Source organism: Viridibacillus sp. d25.2 (assembly GCF_055456015.2).
Window position 1 is genome coordinate 970044 of record NZ_CM196652.1, and the last position, 21653, is coordinate 991696.

Below are 21653 nucleotides of genomic sequence, written 5' to 3' on the forward strand. Positions count from 1 at the left end.
GAGATAATGAAACTACAAAAACTACAAAATTTTGAATTTACTAGAACACAAATGAATTTATATAATGTAGAATTGTTGGCGGCTAATAAAGCTGTCAACAACATTACTGGTATTTTAAGTGTTAACAAAAGCTTTAGTTTGAATAAACTTGAAGAAGCAATCAACTTATTGATTAAAGAAATAGACATTTTAAGAGTACAAGTTAGCGAAGACGGAACACAGTACATAGTAGATACTTCAGCAGTTGAAGTAGAGACTTACAACTTCAAAGATAAGGGCCATGAATATCAAAAATGGGTTTCTGAGTGGAAAAAGATATCTCTATTTGCTTATGATTCTATGCTATGTAGTTTTAATATTGTTATAAACCCAATGAATAAAATTGAAATAATGATGAAACTAAACCATTTAATTACTGATCTATACACGATGTCTGAATTAGCAGAAAAGCTAATTTCCTTATTAGAAAATGAAAATACAACTGGTTATACTGACGTTATAAAGCAGCTTGATATTTCTATTGATAATAAAAAAGAAAAGAATTTTTGGAGAGAATTAACAAATGAATTTGAGGGATCTGAGGCATTCCATCAAGTCAACAACAGTGACAATAGTGATTTGACTGATGAAATTGAGTTTACTATAGAAGGGCATGTTTGGGAGAAAATTAAATCTTATTGTAATAGTAATAGTCTGAATTTTTATGATTTCCATTTAGCAAATATGCTTTATCTTAAAAAAGTAATTACGATGAATAATTCTAGTAGCATTGGGATTGCTGTTGGTCGGGATGTGAATGCTTCTGAAAAAGTTTTAGGACCATTGACTAAAGTATTGCCATTAATTCATGGATTTAATGAAGATACTGATATTGAAAATTATTTCAGACTAGTTGTTGGGAAAATTCAAGAAGTTTATGAGAATGAGAACTGCTCAATGGTTGATATTTTAGCCGAAAGTTCAAATGATAATCTTAATAGTCTAGTTGAGATATCTTGTATTGAAAAGCCAAAATCATTAAGTCAAAGATATCTAGAAAAGGGTTATGAATATGAAACAATTTCTTCTGGAGTAAAACATAATCCATTAACAATCACAGTTGACGGAAATAACTTCAGTGAAAAGGCTATATTAAAATATGAGTTTCAAAAAATGAAATTTAGTCAAAATAAAGTGAGTGAAATTCATGAGTTATTAGTTCACTTATTCAGCCAATTTGTAATGAAAAAAAATAAAAAACTAAGTGATATTTCATTTATTACAAAAAAAGATAAACACTTATTGGAGGGAACTAGCAATAAGTTTGAATTAAAATATAATAACATTCTCGAAATGTTTTATCATCAAGTTGAAAAATCCCCTGAAAATATAGCAGCAAAATATTTAGGAGAATCTATCTCTTTTAAAACCTTAGACCAAAAATCAACAAGTTTTGCATTAGATCTGAGAAAAGCAGGAGGCAATACAGGGGATATTATTGCAACCTCATTAACTGGAATCAATGCATTAATAGCTATTATGGGGATACTAAAAATTAATGCAATATATTTACCACTTGATAAAAATTATCCCTCTGACCGATTAGAATATATCTTGGTAAATAGTAAAACGAAATTATTAATTGAAGAGAAAAAGACTATTTTATCGAAAATAAAAAATGATTTACCTATTTTAGATTTGGAACTTAATCATCATAATTTAGAAATTTCAAGCACTAGATTAGAGAATCAATGCAAGGCAGAAGATTCTGCATATATTATTTATACTTCAGGTTCGACAGGAAAACCTAAAGGTGTTGTTGTTAAGCATCTTGGAGTTGTTAATATGTGTTCATACTTTAAAAATCTTTTGAACATCAGTGAAGAGGATACGGTGCAACAATTTGCAAGTCACTCATTCGATGCTTCCATTTTGGAGATTTTTGGAGGTTTATTAAATGGAAGTAAAGTGATTTTTGTTGATGATAATACAAAACAAGATCCTCAGGCTTTACAAGATTTATGGGACGCAGAAAAAGTAACTTTCGCAATCATTCCACCTGTTTATATGACTAATTTAGATCATGAACGAGAGACACCATTAAAATACTTAATGACTGCTGGAGAAGAGGCACAATGGAGTTTTGTTAAAAAGTGGAGTGACAAATTGACTTACATCAATGCATATGGTCCTAGTGAAGGGACTGTTTGGACAACCAGTTGGCTATCTAATAAAGAATATTCGGATATTGGTAGGGTTCCTATTGGTCAAACAATGGATAATGTCCAATGTCATGTCGTTCAAGATGGGAAGTTGTGTGGTGTTGGAATTCCAGGGGAATTATATATTTCTGGAGTAAGTTTAGCAGAAGGATACTTAAATGATATAGCATTAACTCAGAAATCATTCGTTCATTTACCCAATATTGAAGGTATAGCATATAAGACAGGGGATCTAGCTGTTTGGTTGAGTAATGGTGATTTAGATTTTATCGGAAGAAATGATAGTCAAGTTAAAGTTAGAGGACATCGAATAGAACTTGGAGAAATTAACAACAAAGTAATGATTCAAAACAATATTGAAGAAGCATATACAAACATTATTGAAAATGATGATGGGGATAAAGAAATTGTTCTCTACATTTCGACTGATGTACATTTTAAAATGACAGAATTTAAAAACAATTTAAAGCGAGCACTTCCGGATTATATGTACCCACATCATATTATTGAAGTGGAAAAGTTACCTATGACTCTTAATGGTAAAGTAGATTCTTCAAAATTGCCTAAACCAAAACTAGCTATACATCATAAAACAGCAAAGAATAATACTACAGAAGAATTAATAAGTGGAGTTTACGAAGAAGTTTTAAAAACCCCTATTCCATCAACAAACATTGATTTTTATTCTTTAGGGGGAGATTCAATTAAAGCAATTAGAATTGTCTCAAAACTAAGAGAATATGGATTTAAGGTGGATTCTAAAACAATTTTAGAAACAAAATCAATTACTAAGTTAGTAGCTCATTTAACAAAAGATGAAAATACAATTAATCCAGTTGTGAATTTAAGTGATGGCTATTTAGGAACTAAAAAGTTAAGTCCAATTCAAGAAGTGTTTTTTGAAAAACAAATGTTTGTTGAAAATCACTTTAACCAATCTATTACGTTATATTGTAAAAATGGTTTTAATGAAGAAATTGTTAAAAAGGCGTACTCGAATGTAGTAAATCATCACGCACAGATGAAAATTAATTTTAATTTTGAACATAAACCGTTTATGAACGAAAATACCAAACCATTTATCTTTAATAGTTATGAATATGATCCATTATTAGATGGAGATTTCAGTGCTTATTTCAGAAATATTTGTCAATATTGTCATGAATCTTTTGATATAGAAACAAAGCCTTTAACGAATGTTGCTTTAGTGAATACAAATGATGGAGCGTACCTGTTTATCGTTGCACATCACTTAATTGTAGATGGAGTATCTTGGAGAATAATTTTAGAAGATTTTGAAACGGCATATGAGCAGCTTGAATTAAGCCAAAGAGTTAAGCTTCCTAAACAAACCTCGGGATTTGACGAATGGGCTTATAAAGTTGAAGAATTTAGTAATGATTTGAATACTGAGGAGGAAAATTATTGGATCAAGGTTACTTCAGAAGTTGCAGAAAAAAGTGACAAAGATAAAAAAACAAAATCTACTGATATTTTGACTAAATCGTTAAAGTTAGATTCAAATTTAAGCAAAGACTTAGTGTTAGGTATCGGTAGGAAAGCCAATGCATCAATCAACGAATTATTTACTGCAAGTCTTGTACCGGCTTTAAAAGGTATTGATTCTGATGACCTAATTTTGATGATGGAAAGTCACGGCAGAGAAGAAGTGTTTTCAGATGTTTCTGTTGACAGAACTGTAGGTTGGTTTACTACCATGTATCCGATGGTATTAGAAGATCAAGGGGATACCTTGAAAAATATTTCTTACGCAGTTGAAGAGTTTAATAAAGTACCATTAAAAGGGTTTAATTATTTATCATTTAAAAAAGGACAAAGAAAAAAGGGCAATTTTATCTCGGAACCTAACATGATATTCAATTATCTTGGTGATATGAAAAATATAACCAATAAGTTTGAAGTAGTTGAATTAGATACCGGAAAAAGGAATTCAGAAGCTAATACGTTGTGGTTTCCACTTACAATAACTGGTAAATATGTAGATGAACAAATTATTTTTGATTTTACATTTGATACAAAATTTTATTCAAACGATATAGTACATGAAGCTATGACAAAATTTGAATTAGAAATTCAAAAGACAATTTCTATATGCAAAGAGTTAGATGATGAGTTAAAACATCCGAAGAGTTTTGGAGAAAATCAATGGAGCCAGGAAGAGTTTAGCAAAGTATTAGAAAATGTTAAATTCAATGGTTTAAAATTAGAAAAAATTTATCCATTATCACCTATGCAAGAAAACTTTTTGTTTAATAAAATGAATGACGTTGAGGACAATTATTTTGTTCAGGTAGTAACTGAAGCCAACACTCGATTAGACGAAGATAAGACTTTACAAGTTATCAATTTACTTACTGAGATATATGAGCCACTCAGAACATCTATTTACTATAAAGGACTTTCAGAACCTCGAACAGTTCAATATATAGAAAGAAAGATTCCTGTTCAATTTCATGATTTATCGCTAATGAATTCAAACGAACAAAAGGATTGTTTAAAAGAAATTCTCAAGCTCGATAGACAAGAAGGAATTGATTTAGAAAATGATTCATTACTAAGATTACATGTTGTCCATCTCACTTCTGAGAAAACACTATTATTGTGGTCATTCCATCATATTCTAATGGATGGGTGGTGCTTAGATGTTTTAATGGAAGCTTTTAAGGCGTTGTATTTAGATGATGTTGAGTGTAGTAAAGAAGAACTGATAAGTAGCAAAGGAAGTTATGAAGAGTTTGTAGAACTAGTTAACAACCAAAATAGAGTTCAAGTTATTAGTTATTGGAAAAAATTATTAGAAGACTACATTTCTGAACCTTTGATGATTCCAGAAAAAAATAATCAAAGTAACAAAAATAGCTATGATAATACTTCAGTTAATACTGATAAAGAATTATTAAAGTTAATTAATTCGGTCAGTGCTTCTAATAATATTTCAGTAGGTACTATTTTAGAAACGGCATGGGGTATTCTTTTACAAAAATATAATCTTACCAATGATATTGTTATTGGAAAGGTTGTTTCTGGGAGAAACTATCAAATAAAAGGAATTGAAAAGATGGTTGGTTTATTCATTAATACAATTCCAATAAGAATTAAGATAAACCCAGAACTAACTTTTAAACAATTAATCAATAATATCCAAAAACAGAACAGGCAAAGTGAGCAGAATAATCCAGTTTCTCTCTCAGAGATAAATTCATTTAATAGAGGAGCTGTTCAAAGTTTAATTAGTTATGATGTTTTCGATTCTGAAGAAACCGGTGGAGGATTATCTTTAAAACATATAAAAACTTTTGAACAAACAAATTATGATCTTAATTTTGCAATTACTCACGGCAAAGAATTGAATTTTAGTCTAATCTATAACTCAAGTAAGTACGACAAATTCGTTATGAACAGTATGTTAGATAGATTTATTTGTATTCTTAAACAATGCGTTTCACAAATAAATATAAAAATGAAAAATTTAGAAATTGCAACATCAGATGAAGAGAAAATGATATTGACCAAATTTAACTCAGAAATGGTTCAAGATTCATTAAACAATCGTACAATTATTGAAGCTTTTGAAGAACAGGTAGCTTTTAATCCTAATAAGATAGCTATTAAACATGAAAACACTTCTATCTCATATTCTGAGTTAAATCAGAAGATAGATAAAGTAGCTCAATTATTGTTAAGTAGTGGGGTAAAAGAAAAATCAATTGTAATTTCCATGATGAGTAGGGGTAGTCAAGCGATTGAAGTTTTTCTTGGAATTTTAAAAGTTGGTGCAATATATTTACCAATTGATCCTACCAATCCAGACGATCGAATAAATTACATTATTAATGATTGTAAAGCTGACTATATTGTTACTACAAGTAAGCTAGTTCAAGAAAAAGAAAGTTGCTTAAGAAATACTTCTTTAAATAAAATTTTGTTTAACAGCATTAATTTAAACGATACATTTGAAGTAAACCAATACGTTAATGAAGTGAAACCATCTGACTCGGCTTATATCATTTATACATCAGGATCCACAGGTAAACCAAAAGGAGTAGTTATTGAGCACCATAGTGCCGTTAACATGGCAAGAGGAATGAAAAAAGAATTTAAGTTTGAATTCGATGATGTTCTGCAACAATTTGCAAGTCTTGCTTTTGATGCATCAATTTTAGAAATGTTATCCGCGTTCCTAAATGGATTAACATTGGTTGTAGTTCCTGAAAGAATGAAATTAAATCCAGATAGTGTAGTTGAATTATGGAATCAAGAAAAAGTGACTTGGGCTGTTTTGCCACCAATTTTTGTAGCTGAAATCAATGATAAGAATGTTAAAACTTTGAGAAGCTTAAAAACGGCTGGTGAAGAATCGAATTGGGAAATGGTTGATAAATGGAGCAATAAAGTAAATTATGCAAATGGATATGGTCCTACTGAAGCAACTGTATGGTCTACTACATGGTTCGCAAATCAGAGTCATTCGAAATCTCATTCGAAATCTCATTCGGTTCCTATTGGTAAGCCAGCTCCAAATGTTCAATGCTATGTTTTACAAGAAGATAAATTGTGTGGAATTGGCGTACCGGGTGAATTATGTATTGGTGGAGCGGGAATCGGAAAAGAATATTTGAATAGAGAAGCTTTAACTAGAGAAAAATTCCAATCTAATCCTTTTACTAACGGAGGCCGTTTGTATCGAACTGGAGATTATGCAAGGTGGATGGATGATGGAAACATTGAATTCATGGGTCGGAAAGATGGACAGGTCAAAATCAGAGGTAATAGAGTTGAGCTTGGTGAAATTGCCAGTCACTTGCGAAGTAATCCAAGTATTAAAGATGCGGTTGTGGTAGCAACCGATATTCAAAATGAAAAAACAATTTGCGCATATGTGACAGCTAATAGCACTATTGATGTAACTACAGTTAAGAATGAGTTATCGAAGAATTTACCTTCTTACATGGTACCATCATATATTGTAGTGTTAGACAAACTACCTCAAAGTTCTAGCGGTAAAGTCGACAGGACAAAATTACCAGACCCTAATGTTTTAAGTGAAAAGTCATCTAAAATCGAAATAAAAGAAGTAGATGAGATTCAGAAAAAACTAATCAATATTTTTAAATCAGTACTGAATAAACAAAAAGTAGAACTCTATGAAAACTTCTTTAATATTGGAGGACATTCAATTAGAGCAGCTAAAGTAGTTAATATGATTAATGCGGAATTTAAAATTGAGTTGCCTTTAAAAGTATTTTTTGATAATCCATCAATTGATGAGCTCTATAATTTAATTAAAAGGGAAGAAGTAAACTTAACCGAAAGAATCATTAAAAAGTCTAAGTCTAAAAATGCCCAAACTGAAACATCCTTGAGCCATAGTGCCACTTCTACTCAAAAAAGATTGTTTACTTTACAAGAAATTTCAACAGGGACAACTGCTTATAATATTCCGGCCTTATATGAAATTAAAGGTATTTTAGATCAAACAAAATTACAGCAAGCGGTATCAGAGGTTGTTTCTCGACATGAAGCGATGAGAGCTAATTTCATTTTGACAGATTGTGATGTATTGATAAATGTTAGAGCTAATGTAAAACCTATTGTTGAAAGTGTAATCGATGATTCAGAATTAGAAGAACTATATAGGAAATCAATAAAACCATTCAATTTAAAAGATGAATTACCATTTAGAGTGAAAGTAATTAATAACAATGAGAATAACTATTTGTTTGTTGATATCCATCATGTTGTTTGCGATGGTAACTCTTTCGAATTAATTGTCAACGAAATTTTAAATTACTATAACGGTCAAGTTTTACCTCAGGTTGAGATGAATTTACTAGAATTCTCTGATATTCAAAACAAAAATGAAAATAATGGTTCAATTGATTACTGGAAAAAACTTTATGAAATTAATCCTAAACCATTAAATTTACCTCTTGATAGTGAGCGTACATCAAGAAATGATTTTAAAGGTCAAGATTTACTGAGCAAAATGGATAAAGAGATGCAGCTTTCAATTAAAAGTTACTGTAAAAAAAATAATCTTACATTATATATGTTTTTCTTATCTGTATTTATGCTGTATTTAGGTAAAAAAACAAAACAAAGTGACATTGTTATTGGTACTCCAATTAATGCAAGGGATACTGAAAAATCAGAAAAAACAGTGGGGATGTTTGTTAATACACTTCCATTACGAGCGAATATTGAAGCAGCTAAAACTTTTAAAGAGTTAACAAATGAGATGAAGGAACAAACTATTCAAGCTTTCCTGAATCAATCTTGTCCTCTTGAAAAAATCATTGCTCTTAATGACTCTAACGATGATTATAAACGAAATCCTTTATTTGATGTTATGCTTGCCTTTAATAGTTACAACACAGATTCAGCAGCATCAGAAGACTTAGAATTCAAGAAAATTCAGTTTCCGACTCAAACTTCTCCATTTGAATTAACGTTAGATATTTTGCATGTAGATGATGAGATTACATTACGCTGGGAGTATAAATCAGCCATCTTTAATAGAAATACGATTAAAGAGATGAATATCGAGTTCAAGTATCTGATGCAACAAATTTTAGTTGAAGATAAAACTAATATTGGCCAATTTTCATTAACAGAAAACAATGTTAGTGTTCAAGAAAAAACTCAACAGGAACAAATTATTTCAGTAATATCTGAATTTTTGGGAAATGAAATAGATTTTCAAAAGAGTTTTTTAGAACAAGGTGGAGATTCAATCAAAGCAATTCGTCTTGTTTCAAAATTAAGAGACGTCAACGTAGAATTAGATGCACAAACAATTCTTCAATCAAAATCAATTAAAGAATTCTTACCAAAAAATATTGAGCATGTCTCAAAATTTAGTGAAGATAATGTGAGTGAAAATCAAATAAAAGAAGTGCTAAGCAAGTTGTTAGGTAAGGATTTAGTTAGTTTGGAAAAAAGCTTTTTAGAACAAGGTGGAGACTCAATTAAAGCGATTAGAGCTTCTTCTAAATTAAACGAACTAGGAGTTAATGTGGATGCACAAATGATTTTGCAAGCTAATAGTTTGAAATTCCTAATTGAAGAGGAAGTAACTAATAATAAAGTAGGTCTTGTTATCAAATCAGAAGAGGGTTCTTCTTGTGAAAAATCAGCAATTCTTGTTGAACTTGTAAAAGAAATATTGAAAGTAGAAGATATTAATTGCGAGAAAAGTTTCTTAGAACAAGGCGGAGATTCTATTAAAGCAATTCGTCTATGTTCAAAATTTCGAGAAGTTGGATTTGAGATAGAAGCTGGGGAATTTTTGCAAGAAAAAACTATCCAGATCAGTCTAGATAAAATGCTATCTAGTAATATCTTGTTAAATAATTCTGAGGATAGAGAAGTAGCTAATTCAAAGAAACTTTTAATTTCTCCGATTATTGAAACATTCTTCAGTCAATCATCAATAGGTGATAGAAATTATTTCAATCAAGCAAACATGATTGAATTTGAAGATAAACTTTCACTGAATGAAATCAATATGATATTTGACAAGATTACACATGAACATACAATTTTTTCTAAAAACTTTAGTCCTTTTAATACTAATAATAGATTTGTAGAAAATTATGGACCACGTTTCGAAGCGATGCTATTCGAAGTAGATCCATCTAATACACCAGAATTTATTACTAAAAAGTGTTCTGAAATTCAACGTAGTTTTGATATTACAAATGGTCCCTTATTTAAAGTAGCTGCATTTAATTTAGAAAATTCAATGGTACTTTTCTTATGTGCACACCATCTTGTAATTGATGGAGTATCTTGGAGAATACTATTGGATGATTTCCAGCAATTAAAGCAGCAAATCAAAGAAAACCATTCATTAAAATTACCACCAGGAACAAGTACATTTGATAAATGGCTTATTGGTCTTTCAGAATACTCGGACTCGGAAGATTTAAAAAGTGAACTTCCTTATTGGGAGGGAATTTCTAATCATATTCAAAAATCCAGACTTCAAGGCGTACCAAATCAAAATGAAAATGGTTTTTCTAATATTGAATTTGAGTTTGATCAAAAAGTGACAAAAATGATTACTTCATTATGTAACTCTAAATATGATATTCAAATTAATGACATTTTATTAACTGCCTTAATAAATGGAATTAAAAAAGTTACTGGTCAAACAAAATTGTCTATTAATATGGAAGGTCATGGTCGGGAATTAATTAATAAAAACATTAAGGTAGATAGAACCATAGGTTGGTTTACAACAGTTTATCCTGTAATTTTAGATTCGAACATGAGTGGTATTAATGAAGTTTTGAATGCAACAAGAAAAACACTAAGAAATGTTCCTAAAAATGGAATAGGATTTAGCGTGTTGAAGTTTATTTCTGGATATTTTAATAATAACAGTAATCCTAATGTTGCTTTTAATTATATGGGTGTTATGGATGCTGAAGATGATTCGATAAGAATAAGTGATTTTGATTTTGGACCTACAATTAGTGAAAAAAATACATTATGGTCTGATTTTAATCTAAATAGTGTCATATTGAATGGAAAACTAAAATTTGTTATTGATTATAATTTAGAGTTATTCCCAGTAAATCTTGCAAATGAAATTGCAAAACAAATTAAAAATAGTTTTATTGAATTGATAAACCCTAGCACGGATAATAACAAATCTTACAACGACGTAGAATTTCGCGAAAATGAATTAGAAAATCCGAGTGAATTTTCTTTAACACCCCTTCAGGAAGGGATGTTGTTTCATAAATTATCAGATGAAAACTCTACAAATTATTCGACGCAAACCCTATTCAAAGTGAATGGAATAAATACGAATTTTGAAGTACTAAAAAAAGCATTTTCTATACTTCCTTTAAAACATCATGGATTAAATATAAGATTTAAAAATACTAAAGTAGATAAATTTATGCAAGTTATTAATGAGCCAAAAGAATTAATAATCGAAGAGTATGATTATACTTGTAGCAATGAATCAGCTGAAGTATTACTTGAAAGAATTAAGTTAACAGAACTAAATAAGAAATTCGATCTAGAAAATGGGGATTTGTTTAAAGTTCACTTTATTAAGCTTAAAAATGATGAAAATTATATACTTATAAATTTCCATCATATTATACTTGATGGTTGGTCACTTCCAAATTTATTAAATAGTGTTCAGAAAAATTATCGATTTTTGATATATGGAGATATCGATGGAGTAAAAAAAGATATTAAAAAAAGAGATAATTTTAGAGAATATATGAAATATATAGGGGGAATTAATAAAGATGAAGGGGTAGCGTATTGGAGAAACTTACTTGATGGTTACGAAGAAGCTACAAACTTTGATTTGATTTTAAAAGAAGGAGTACTTGATTTAGAGGAACCGGAGTCGGAAGCTGAAGAAAATATTATGATTTCCCCTGAAATTGTTAAAAAGTTAAATCAATTTAGTAAAAAGTTTAATATTACAAAGAATAATGTACTAGAGACAGTATGGGGTTTAGTTCTTCAAAAATATAATTTTTCAGATGATGTGGTCTTTGGAAAGGTAGTATCTGGAAGAGGGTACCCTGTCCAGAATATTGAAGAAATAGCCGGCTTATTGATAAATACTATTCCTGTAAGAGTAAAAGTAAGTGGAAATGAAATTATTAAAGATGTAACTAACATGGTACAAAAGCAATCCTTTGAGAGTAATAAGTATAGTTATAGTAGTTTATCTTCAATTCAAAGAAATCTTAAAAGTCCTACTAATCTGGTTCAAACTTTGATTTCATACTCAAATTTCTTTTCAAATGAAGAGGAAATTCCTTTAAATGATGAAACATCATTAACAATTGTATCAGGAAGAGATAAAACTAATTATGACTTAGTCTGTTCAATTTCAGATTTAGGACAAGAGATAAACATACAGTTGATTTACAATCAGTACAAATTCAGCAAACAAGCTGTTAAATTAGTTCTGTCAGTTACAGAAAATATTCTTGATCAAATTGTTTCTAATCCAGAAAGAAAGATTAGTGAAATTCAAATTCTAAACGAAATACAAAAAAAAGAGGAAATTAAAGTAGGTTTAGGAGAATATAAGGAAATTGCAAAACAAACAATTCCACAAGCAATTGAGAAGAATGCAGAGTTATTTCCGAATAATATTGCTGTAAGTTTCGAAAAAAAGGAACTAACTTATTCTAAATTGAATCAAATGAGCAATGTAGTTGCTGATTATCTAATTAAAAGGGGAGTTAAGTTAGAAGAAACAGTAGCGATTTTGATGGAAAAGTCACATTTATCAATTGTATCGATGCTCGGAGTAATGAAAGCTGGGGCAGTTTGTTTAACAATAGATCCAGGAAATCCTACAGAGCGAATTGATTACTTGATAAAAGATAGCAATGCTAAGGTTGTTATTTCTGATAATGATATTACTGATAGCGAAGCACTAATTATAAATATCAATAAATTAGATTTTGAAGACCTTATAGGTAATCCGAATATACCGATTAATTCGTCGCATTTAGCTTATATTATGTATACTTCTGGATCGACTGGTAATCCAAAAGGTTCACTAATTGAATATAAAGGTCTAATGAATTTGTTTGACTACATGAATAATGAATTTGAAATTAATTCAAGTGATAATGTTTTACAATTTGCCAGTTTATCTTTTGATGCGTCAGTTCTAGAGATATTTGGAGCATTGGTGAACGGAGCAAAACTAGTTATTGCTTCTGAGAACATTAGAAAAAATCCTGATGAATTAGTAAACTTTATGAACGATGAAGAAATTACATTTGCGGTATTGCCTCCAGCTCTAATGAGTTTTATAAAAGCTGGCTCACTAAAATTACTTAAATATTTAATAAATGGAGGAGAAGAAGCAGATCCAGATGTATCTTATCAATGGAGTCAGTACACTAATTATATTAATGCTTATGGTCCAAGCGAGGCCAGTATTTTAACTACTGCCTGGAAAGCTTCACAACTTAGTGAGCTGCCTACTAAGAATCCTATTGGCAAACCGATTCAGAATATTGAAACATATATTTTAAATGGTGGACATTTAGTTGGAGATGGAATGCCTGGAGAATTGTGTATTGGAGGAGTCAGTTTATCAAGAGGTTATTTGAATCGACCTGAAACAACAAATCAAATGTTTGTTGATCTAAAAGACATCTCTCAAAATAAGCTTTATCGAACTGGTGACTTGGTCAGAAGAAGCGAATCTGGAGAACTTGAATATCTAGGTAGAATTGATAATCAAGTGAAAATTAGAGGGCATCGTATTGAACTTAACGAAATTGAAAAATCACTTAAATCATTCGATTTTGTTAAGGATGTAGTAGCTGTAGTAGAAAAAAACAATATTAATATAAATTATGTAGCTGCATATATTGTGAGCGATTCATTGATAGACTTATCGGATTTAAAAGAAGGGTTGAAAAAAACACTACCAAATTATATGATTCCTGAAAGATTTCATCAGATTGAATTCATTCCATTAACTCAAAATGGAAAAACTGATAAAAAGTCTTTAAAAAACTTGATATCACCTATAACGGAAACGGAATATGAGCTTACAAACAATGAAAAAAGCATTATACAAATCTTTAATGAAGTACTAGGAACAACCAATCAAAACCCAAATAAAAGCTTTATGGATATAGGTGGTGATTCTATTAGTGCTATAAGAGTAACTTTTAAGTCAAAGAAACTAAATTTCCCGATTAAAGTCAAGGATTTATTAGACGGCTTATCTATCAAAACTCTTGCTAAAAAATGTGAAGAGATTACTATCAAACCAAAAATGGATGAAAAGTTAACCTTACATTTTGATAAGTCGAATCGATTCAATCAGTCGAATAATATTGAACTTAAAGCTAGTGCATATAAAGAAAATATTATAAATTGTGTAAATTCAAAAGCATATAAGGGCACAGAGATGCAAAAGTGGATATCTCACCAACCTGGGATTGTTTCGGGTCATGAATTCACTATTTATGGTGATTATAATTTCGGGAAAATTGAAAGTGCATTGAGATGTATTATTTCTGAACAAGCTGTTTTAAGAAGCTCCTACAGGTTTTACTCGAACCAATTATTTATCAGTGAGTATCCGATGACAAAAAATTGGAAAATACCGTTTACTAATATTGAATATTTTGGTAAAGATGAAAAAGAATCAATCTTAAATTTAGAAAGTCAACGTTTTGACGAAAATAGTATCTTTAAAGATGGTAAATTAGCTTCTGAATTACATGTTTACAAAACAGATAAAAGTGAGTATAAAATCTTTTTAAGAATTCATCACATGTTTTGGGACGGAATGTCAGCTGAATTATTTGAATCACAAGTACAAGCATACCTTTCAGGTGATAAAAAGCGGTACTCTTCAATATACCCTTACAGCGAGTACGTGGAAATGGTAAATGCTCATAGTTTGAATGAAAATTTACTAGACGTTTATGGTGAAAAAATGGAAATTGAAAGTTTCATCGAAAACATAAAACTTTATACTCAAACTAATAGAGAAAATTATGCGGACAGTTTAGCAACCATTCCAATTCCTTTGTCTGATTACTATCAAAATAAAGTGTTATCTAATACATGGGGAATACTAGGTAATATTATAAAGAGTACTGATGATTTATTTGCGATTCGAGATACAAATTCGAGTATCCCTTTGTTGATTTTACACCATGCAAGGGAAGGTAAAGTTGGAAAATATAAAAACACTTTGGGTCTTTTCTTAGAATTAGTACCTATCAGGCTTTCTAATTCAAATGTTGATGATTTAGAAGTAGAATTCACCTCTATTTTAGAAAAATATAAAGAAATAAAAAAAGAGGGAAGTATAAATATTTTAGAGTATTTAAAATCCAAATCATTAGGTAATTTTACAATTTCAATGATTGAAAAGGTGCCAGTATTAAATTTTTTAGGATTATATGATTTTATAAATACTGAAAGTAATTGTGATTCAATAGAAATCAAAAGAATACAAGAAGAGACAAATAGTAAGGCATTGATTATTGCATTATCTGAGAAAATAATCCATCTCAGAATGTTTGTAAGTAAAGAGGTAGCAGATCTGATTAAGACTAAATTGCTGAAAGAATTTAGTAGTGAAAAAAAAATCGCTTTTGCGAAATAGGGAGAGTGCCCAAATGAATAATGTTATTAATATCAATGGTTTGACTAAAGTAGTAAATGGAAAAACTATTTTAGAAGATATCAGTATGCAAGTGAAGCAAGGTGAAATTTATGGTTTTTTAGGACCAAACGGAGCAGGTAAAACAACGGTAATGAAAACTATTTTAACAATTTCTTCATCTTCTTCGGGTAGTATTGAAATTTTTGGAAAAGACCTAAGTAGCAATCGAGAAGAAATTTTAAAAGAAATTGGTAGCATTATTGAAGTACCTATTTTCTATGATAACTGTACCGCAAGTGAAATTTTAGAGATTCACTCTAATTACATGGGGATAGATGCAAAAGCATCTATTCCTGAGGTGTTGAAGTTAGTAGGATTGGAATCTACTGTTGATAAAAAGGTAAATGAATTTTCATTAGGTATGAAGCAACGTCTAGGATTAGCAAGAGCTCTTTTAACAAAGCCAAAGTTATTGATTCTTGATGAGCCTATTAATGGATTGGATCCAATGGGAGTACAACATATTCGAGATGTATTGAGTATGTTGTCTAAGGAAAAAGGAATGACAATTCTTATTTCTAGCCATATCCTATCAGAAATCGAACACATCGCAGATACAATTGGTGTAATTAGAAATGGTCGAATGATTGAACAAGTATCGATGGAATCGCTTAAAGAACAACAAATTGATTTAGAATCGTATTTTATGACACATTTTAAATCATCACAAACCGTGAATCTGAATTATTAAGGAGAGATTTAGTTGGGAAAAAGTAATGCTATTTTAAAGAGTTTTAAACTTCCATTTATTTTAGTTTTAGTAATAACCATGCTCTCTCCATTAATCAATGTGGCTTTTGCATATTCAATTAAAATAATTATTGATGCTGGTATAGCACAGGATAGTGCGGCGCTAAAAATAGCCATATTGATTGGAGCTGCAGTGATTTTCCTATACGCAGTTATTAATTATGTAACTATGATTTCAAGAGATAGCTACATCAAAAAAGTAATGGATAACTATAAAAATAAAGTATTTTCATCAGTCATTAATAAAAGCTATACGAACTTTTCAGAAAAAAATTCTGGAAGCTATATTTCTATCTTGACAAATAATATGAAAAAAATTGAAGAAGATTATTTAACACAGTATTTCAATATTGTAAAAAATGTATCATTGATGATTTTCTCATTAATCGCAATGTTTGTTGGGAATTGGGAACTTGCTTTACTGATTTTGTTTGCTTGTATGATTCCAATGATGATTACAGGGATTATCGGAAAAAATGTAACAAAAACACAAGTTGAAGCGATTTCTCAGGAGCAAAAGTATACGACAAAAATTAAAGATATGCTTTTAGGATTTTTGGTTATTAAGAGTTTCCATGTTGAAAAAACAGTAACTAAAGAATACATGGAAGAGAATAGTAAATTATCAAATATTCAAAAAAAGCAAAAACGTTTAGATGCGGCTGCACGAGCTATTTCAGAATTATCAGGAATGTTGGTTTTTCTTGTAGCCTTCGGTGGTGGGATGTATATGGCTTTAAACGGTCATACTACAATCGGCAGTGTCACCGCAATTGTCCAACTAGTTAACTTCGTTGTAATGCCTTTAAATGAGATTGGAATAAGTGTGAATCGCTACAAGGCTGGAAAGGAAGCACTTAATTCTATTCAATTATCTGATGAAGAAGTTGTAGGAAATGGTATTGATAAAAGTGGCTTTGAATCCTTAATTGAATTTGAAAACGTTAATTTCACTTATCCTGGATCCGCAAAAGAAGAGTTGATTTTAAATAATTTAAATTTGAAACTAGAAAAAGGGAAAAAATATGCTTTAGTTGGAATGTCTGGAAGTGGGAAATCAACAATTATGAATTTAATGCTAAGATTTTTTGAGCTTGGAAAAAAGAATGGAAAGCTTCTTTTAGATGGAGTAAATGTTAATGATTTATCTTTAGATAGTATTTATAAAATGATGACAATTGTTCAGCAAAATGTATATGTCTTTGATAACTCTTTGAAAGCTAATATCACATTAAATGAAGAGTTTTCTGATGAAAAGGTATTAGAAGCGATAGAGCTAGCTGGTCTAGGTGAATTTGTAAAGGAAAACCCTTTAGGAATTGAAGCTCCTTGTGGTGAAAATGGCTCTTTACTTTCTGGAGGGCAAAAACAACGCTTATCAATTGCACGTTCACTAATAAGAAAAACACCAATACTATTAATGGATGAAGCTACATCATCACTAGATAAAAAAACAACTTATGAAGTTGAAAATTCAATTTTAAACGTAAAAGATCTTACATCACTAATTATTACTCATAAATTGGATGAATCTTTACTTAGTAAGTATGATGAAATTTTATATATTAAGAATGGAGAGATATCTGAAAGAGGAAACTTTAACAAACTAGTATCGTCAAAAGGCGATTTTTACAATCTTTTTCAAGTGGCCTCGCTCTAGAAAAATAATTTTAGAATGGAGAAGGGAGTATGGAAATATATGCGTTAAATCTCAATAGTAGTTTTACTGAAAATTGGGAATTAGAAAGAATACTTCCTACCTCAGTTATTAGAGAGGTAGGGAAATATAAGTGTAAAAAAGACTATAGAAGGTCATTGATTGGATATGCTGCACTTTTTATTCTAGCCAGTAACTATTTAGACTGTGAAATAAAAAATTTGGAAATCGATAAAAATGAGTGGGGCAAGCCTTATTTTAAAGAATTTGATAAGTTTCACTATAATATTTCCCACTCTGGAGACTGGGTTGTATTAGCAATAGATTCAGATGAAGTTGGAATAGATGTTGAATTTATGGAAAAGTTTGATTACTCGGAAGTGGTTAACTCATTTTTCTCATTGGAAGAACAAAAGACATTTTTTAAAGTCCCCAATAAACTTCGAAATGAAGTTTTCTATAGACTGTGGACTTTAAAAGAAAGCTATTTAAAAGCTATAGGAGAAGGGCTTTCAAGAGAGCTCGATTCGTTTACTGTTTTATTGAAAAATTCCCCTGTAACGATTGAAAAAGATAATAATTTTGAGTTAAATGAATTAGTTTTTGATAAAAATTATAAACTTTCTATTTGCCATAAATCAGGGAAAAAAGTAGGTTATCCATATGTGGTTGATATCAGAAAATTATATAATGAAGAAGCAAAAAAAACGACAGCATAGATTCAAAAGGGAATATGAAACTAGAACATATTAATTGCCATTTCAATAATTTCTGGAGTTTAATTTTCTCATGATACATCACCAAATTTTGACCAAAATCCTTACCGGTTCAAACTACAGGATTAGTAGTGAATGAACTAGCCTTTTCAATGAGAGATACATAAACTGAAGAATTGTCAATCTTACCGTAAAGACAATGAGCTTCCATATGAAAGAAGTAAGGAATATGGAGAGGTGATGAACTTTAGACTTTACTTTAGTGTAATATCCTATATTAATTGGTAGGAATTTTTAACTTCTTTCAGCAGAAGTCTCCCACCTCTATAGGTGGTGAGATGAATGCGGATTTAAGCTATTTTTACAGCGGGTGTCCAAACACCCGCTGAAAGAAGTTAAAGCCGATTTCGGACACAATTATGCCGAGGATTAATTGATAGCTAATGTAGTTTTGTATATTAAGTTTGATATGAAATACAATTGTTTATTAAAAAAATTGAGCAAACTTATTAAAAAAACTGTTCTTTCTTTAAAAACAAAAAATCCATTTTGAAAAAACTATTTCAAAATGGATTCTTTTTATTTGTCTGTTAGTCAGGATAAGAGTTAAATTAGTAAAAAAAGTACCAGTATTTATTTGATTTAGTTTCACTTTACTATCAACCATATGCTTGTGACCCGTTTATCTTAATAAAACTTCACAACATCTTCAAAAGGTAAGAATGTTCTTTCACCTGGTTGTTCGTTTGGCTCACCAAATGGCATTTGCGCAACTAGGCTCCATTCTGCTGGGATATCCCAAGTTTGTTTTACTTCTTCATCTATAATTGGGTTATAGTGCTGCAGTGATGCGCCGATTCCTTCAGCCGTTAAAGACATCCATGTTGCGTATTGCAACATTGCATTACCTTGATGAGACCAAAATGGGAATTGTTCTTTATAAGATGGTGCATTTTCTTGCATCGTTGTTATTGTTTGTTGGTTTTCGAAAAATAGTACTGTTCCTACTCCATCACGGAAACCTTGTAATCTTTCTACAGTTGCTTCAAAATTCTCTGCCGGTACACGAGAGCGTAATGTTTCTTTTACAATATCCCAAAATTTATCATGTTCATTTTCCATTACTACGACGATACGTCCACTTTGCATATTAAATGATGTCGGAGCATGTAAAGCTGTTTTTAATAGTTCACTGATTCTTTCTTTTGTAATGTTTTCATTTTTTTTTACCTTACGAATAGATCGACGGTTAATAATTGCTTCTTTTAAGTTGGTTGTAGTTAATGACATTTTAATTCCTCCAAATAAGTTTAATTTTAAAATAATATAAAAACACATTAGATTTTTCTGACAGAGCAAGCTGTTATTTAAAGTAAGTATATACTTACAAAACTCTACTGTAGTTTAAATCTAGTATTAGCAATACCCATTTATATCGCATTGCATGCCATCAAAGTCATTTGTTTTCTTTTTTTCTAATTCCTTATCAATGACTTGTGCTAATCTTTCTTTGCTGGCTAATCCTTGAATCACTTCATCACCAATAATGAATGTCGGAACAGCCATAATTTGCGCTTCTTCATAAGCGTGATTTAGAGCTTTTTGATGAACCTCACGATATTTGCGTGATACTAAAGCGTCCTTAAAATCATCCATAGACAAACCAACTTCACCTGCTAAATTTGTTAATACTTCTACGTCCTCGATGTTTTGTTCCTCTTGGAAAAACGCAGTAAATACTCTATGGTGAAATTCATTTCCTTTTCCATGTTCTTTTGCGAAATGACACCCTTCAAATGCCAAGTTGGTATATGGGTGTGGAGAAACACGTGGTAAACGCATGTCAACTCCTAGTTTTTTTGCAGTAGGTAGGATAAAGGAATCCCATGAACCTAATTTATCAGGTTCATTCCATGGATCAATTTTAGAATGTGGACTTGGGCGTAATTCAAATGGCATCCATTCTACTTCAACGTCTTTTTCCTTTACAATTTCATCTAAAGGACCTTTACCTAAAAAACAAAATGGGCATATAAAATCCGAATAAGCTTTAATTTTTAAAGTCATCTTAAAGTCACCTTTCTTTTTAGTAGTAATAGCACAAAGGTGTAACTGTCTAAGTTACAACGCATTCAAAAAAATATAGAAATCATAAATAAGCATATACTAGTGATGTTTCTATTTTAGAGAAATAAAATATGAACAGCAATTAAAAATCGACTACTAATTTAACTTCTCTGTTGTAACTATTATAGTTACAGGTTTAACAAATGTCAATTAATTATTTTTGTGTCTATATAGTTGTTCGTGATAATACCTCTTATTGTAGGTTTTAAAATGATATGGAGAAAATAAAAAAGTCTCCATTAGAGATTAAATAGAGCATAAATAGAGAAAGCTGTAGCCACAATTAAAACCGATGAAAAGAAAGGTTAGGTGGCTACTGATGGAATTGGAGAAAAAATTGTATTGCTACTATTGCAAAGAAGAGACGGTGTATCAAAAAAGACGAAGTAATAACACGTATATGGAAAGTCATTGCAGGGAATGTGGCTGTTTTGAATGGCAGAATAGAGCGATAGAAAGTGAAGTAAAGAAATGGGCAGAGTATAATTTAGAAAAAGGAATACCGAACATTGAAGAAGTACAAAGAATTATTTAATCGAATAGCTTAAATCTGGGACAGTATGTTTTTTATATTTAAAATATATCTGCTAAATAAACAACCCTCTTAAATTAATTCTTTTAAGAAGGCTCAGAGTGTCGACAAAGGCATCGGGAAGTGCATTCTCGATGCCTTTTGTCATTTTTACATTCTTTTTTAGGTTTAAACAATAGGATAATTCATTTAATTAAGCGTACTTTTCAATCAACTTCCCACTATTAAGCTGCTCGCCATGTCTAAGTGATGAGCTTTATTTTTTTCCGTCACCTCAAGAATATCGTTTATAGTCTGCTGTAATAGTTACATATTTCAGTTGATTGGAGCGGAAAGCGTCCGCACGTAGCGGAAATCAACGTTCTCATTCTATTGTATAGAGGGCTTAAAGTTCTTGAGTAATTGAAAGCGCTCTTATTAAAATACTTATTGTCAATGAATGAAAAAATAC

General features: G+C 30.4%; 7 protein-coding genes. 5 read left to right on the plus strand and 2 right to left on the minus strand.

What is annotated here, in order from left to right; genetic code table 11:
- Positions 1–6 precede the first annotated feature (6 nt).
- The 4 genes from ACZLO7_RS04805 to ACZLO7_RS04820 are packed head-to-tail and all read left to right on the plus strand — an operon-like array spanning position 7 to position 18546.
- Positions 7–15360, plus strand: a complete 15354-nt coding sequence (locus ACZLO7_RS04805; protein ID WP_464938369.1) for a non-ribosomal peptide synthetase — start codon at positions 7–9, stop codon at positions 15358–15360.
- Positions 15361–15373: 13 nt separating this feature from the next.
- On the plus strand, positions 15374–16111 hold the full coding sequence (locus ACZLO7_RS04810) for an ABC transporter ATP-binding protein (RefSeq protein ID WP_464938370.1): 738 nt from the start codon (positions 15374–15376) through the stop codon (positions 16109–16111).
- Positions 16112–16123: 12 nt separating this feature from the next.
- Positions 16124–17830 (plus strand): ABC transporter ATP-binding protein, encoded by a 1707-nt coding sequence (locus ACZLO7_RS04815; protein ID WP_464938371.1) that lies wholly within the window; start codon positions 16124–16126, stop codon positions 17828–17830.
- Between the two features lie 29 nt (positions 17831–17859).
- A complete protein-coding gene (locus ACZLO7_RS04820) occupies positions 17860–18546 on the plus strand; it encodes a 4'-phosphopantetheinyl transferase family protein (RefSeq protein WP_464938372.1) in 687 nt (228 codons plus the stop codon).
- 684 nt (positions 18547–19230) lie between these two features.
- Here ACZLO7_RS04820 and ACZLO7_RS04825 read toward each other — a convergent pair.
- Both ACZLO7_RS04825 and ACZLO7_RS04830 read right to left on the minus strand, forming a co-directional pair.
- The gene (locus ACZLO7_RS04825; RefSeq protein WP_464938373.1) at positions 19231–19833 is read right to left on the minus strand and encodes a nitroreductase family protein; all 603 of its coding nucleotides are present in this window, start codon (positions 19831–19833) and stop codon (positions 19231–19233) included.
- A 126-nt stretch (positions 19834–19959) separates the two neighbouring features.
- Positions 19960–20610, minus strand: a complete 651-nt coding sequence (locus ACZLO7_RS04830) for a DsbA family oxidoreductase (RefSeq protein ID WP_464938374.1) — start codon at positions 20608–20610, stop codon at positions 19960–19962.
- Between the two features lie 379 nt (positions 20611–20989).
- On the opposite strand from ACZLO7_RS04830, the gene ACZLO7_RS04835 reads away from it, so the two are divergent.
- Complete coding sequence (locus ACZLO7_RS04835; RefSeq protein ID WP_464938375.1) at positions 20990–21205, plus strand: hypothetical protein; 216 nt, start codon at positions 20990–20992, stop codon at positions 21203–21205.
- Positions 21206–21653: the final 448 nt, after the last annotated feature.